The following is a 2,946-nucleotide window of genomic DNA, read 5'->3' as shown; positions in this document are numbered from 1 at the left end:
AGAAGAACAAACAACAGTTGTGTTGCTTGAAAAAAGCTTCGGACGATTAGTATCACTCGACTATGATGTTACCACCTTTACATCTGTGACCTATCAACGTAGTAGTCTGCTACGGTCCTGATATGGAATTCTCATCTCGTGGCTAGTTTCGCACTTAGATGCTTTCAGCGCTTATCTATTCCCAGCGTAGCTACTCTGCAATGCCCCTGGCGGAACAACAGATTCACTAGAGGCTAGTCCAACCCGGTCCTCTCGTACTAAGGTCAGCCCCACTCAAAATTCCTACGCCCACAACAGATAGGGACCGAACTGTCTCGCGACGTTCTGAACCCAGCTCGCGTGCCACTTTAATCGGCGAACAGCCGAACCCTTGGGACCTTCTCCAGCCCCAGGATGTGACGAGCCGACATCGAGGTGCCAAACCTCCCCGTCGATATGAGCTCTTGGGGGAGATCAGCCTGTTATCCCCAGCGTACCTTTTATCCTTTGAGCGATGGCCCTTCCATGCAGAACCACCGGATCACTATATCCGTCTTTCGACCCTGATCGGCTTGTTTGCCTCACAGTCAAGCAAGCTTATGCTATTGCACTCCCCGTACGGTTACCAAGCGTACTGAGCTTACCTTTGAAAGCCTCCGTTACCTTTTTGGAGGCGACCACCCCAGTCAAACTACCCATCAAACAATGTCCTCCACATAGCGGAGTTAGACACCGAATACAGAAAGGGTGGTATTTCAACGTTGGCTCCACAAATGCTGGCGCACCTGCTTCAAAGCCTCCCACCTATCCTACACATCCTGTATCCAATGTCAATGTTAAACTGTAGTGAAGGTGCATGGGGTCTTTCCGTCCCGTTGCGGGTACCCGGCGTCTTCACCGGGACCACAATTTCACCGAGCTCATGGCTGAGACAGCGCCCAGATCGTTACACCATTCGTGCAGGTCGGAACTTACCCGACAAGGAATTTCGCTACCTTAGGACCGTTATAGTTACGGCCGCCGTTTACTGGGGCTTCGATTCAATGCTTCGCCTTGCGACTAACATCCCCTCTTAACCTTCCAGCACCGGGCAGGTGTCAGGCCTTATACCTCATCTTTCGATTTTGCAAAGCCATGTGTTTTTGTTAAACAGTCGCCTGGGCCTTTTCACTGCGGCCAATGTTGCCATTGGCGCCCCTTCTCCCGAAGTTACAGGGCCATTTTGCCGAGTTCCTTAGCCATGATTCACTCGAGCACCTTAGAATTCTCTTCCCGGATACCTGTGTCGGTTTGCGGTACGGGTTTTTATAACCTGAAGCTTAGCGGTTTTTCTTGGAAGTCTGATTACCTGCACTATCCACGCCCCCGAAGGTTTGCGGTACTATCAGCTTTCAGCAATCTATCCGGATTTGCCTGGATAAACTATACCTACAGCCTTTAACGAACTATTCCGTCAGTTCGCGGCAGTTTCACTACTCCGTCCCCACATCGCAGTTATAAAAAGCACGGGAATATTAACCCGTTGTCCATCGAATATCCCTTTCGGGTTCTCCTTAGGCCCCGGCTAACCCTGATCCGATTAGCGTTGATCAGGAAACCTTATCCTTTCGGTGGGCGGGTTTCTCTCCCGCCTTATCGTTACTTATGCCTACATTTGCTTTTCTAATCGCTCCAGCACCCATTACCAGATACCTTCACCGCAATTAGAATGCTCCCCTACCGATATATTTCAATCCCATAGCTTCGGTGATACACTTAATGCCCGTTTATTATCCATGCCCGATCGCTCGACTAGTGAGCTGTTACGCACTCTTTAAATGAATGGCTGCTTCCAAGCCAACATCCTAGCTGTCTGTGCAATCGGACCTCGTTAGTTCAACTTAGCGTACACTTGGGGACCTTAGCTGATGGTCTGGGTTCTTTCCCTCTCGGCCCGTGACCTTAGCACCCCGGGCCTCACTGCCGGTCATATTTCATAGCATTCGGAGTTTGTCTGGATTTGGTAGGATTTGACTCCCCCGCACCCAATCAGTAGCTCTACCTCTATGAAACTCTATACCGACGCTGTTCCTAAAAACATTTCGGGGAGTACGAGCTATTTCCCAGTTTGATTAGCCTTTCACCCCTACCCACAGATCATCCGGAAACTTTTCAACGTTTATCGGTTCGGTCCTCCAGTACGTGTTACCGCACCTTCAACCTGTCCATGGGTAGATCACAAGGTTTCGCGTCTACCTCCACTGACTATGCGCCCTATTCAGACTCGCTTTCGCTTCGGCTGCGTGGCTTAACCACTTAACCTTGCCAATGAAGAGTAACTCGTAGGCTCATTATGCAAAAGGCACGCCGTCACAGAACTTGTCTGCTCCGACCGCTTGTAAGCACACGGTTTCAGGTTCTATTTCACTCCCCTGTTCGGGGTTCTTTTCACCTTTCCCTCACGGTACTGGTTCACTATCGGTCTCTCAGGAGTATTTAGCCTTACCGGATGGTGCCGGCAGATTCCCACAAGGCGTCTCCGACCTCGCGGTACTCAGGATACTACTAGGTCAATGTCACTTTCCTGTACCGGGCTATCACCGTCTATCGCCAGGCTTCCCATCCTGTTCCAGTTCATTTCATTGTACCACATCGTAGTCCTACAACCCCACTTATGCCGTAACATAAATGGTTTGGGCTCTTTCCCTTTCGCTCGCCACTACTCAGGAAATCATTGTTATTTTCTCTTCCTCTGCTTACTTAGATGTTTCAGTTCGGCAGGTTTGCTCATTTTTGTGACATGTCTTCAACATGCCGGGTTGCCCCATTCGGAAATCCGCGGATCAATTCATATTTGCTAATCCCCACGGCTTATCGCAGCTTATCACGTCCTTCTTCGCCTCTGAGAGCCTAGGCATCCCCCGTGTGCCCTTTCTTACTTTCTTCTACTCATGCGCCTTTTGCGCCGCATGGTATGCCTTTTTGATT

1 rRNA gene is annotated in these 2,946 nt (G+C 50.1%); it reads right to left on the bottom strand.

The window, feature by feature from the left end:
* Positions 1-26 precede the first annotated feature (26 nt).
* A 23S ribosomal RNA gene (locus EJV45_RS08705) occupies positions 27-2,904 on the bottom strand.
* Positions 2,905-2,946 lie beyond the last annotated feature (42 nt).

Source organism: Pedobacter sp. SYP-B3415 (assembly GCF_004138205.1).
GTDB lineage: Bacteria > Bacteroidota > Bacteroidia > Sphingobacteriales > Sphingobacteriaceae > Pedobacter.
Note: the sequence above shows the minus strand (reverse complement) of the source record. Positions and strands in the feature narration are given on the sequence as shown.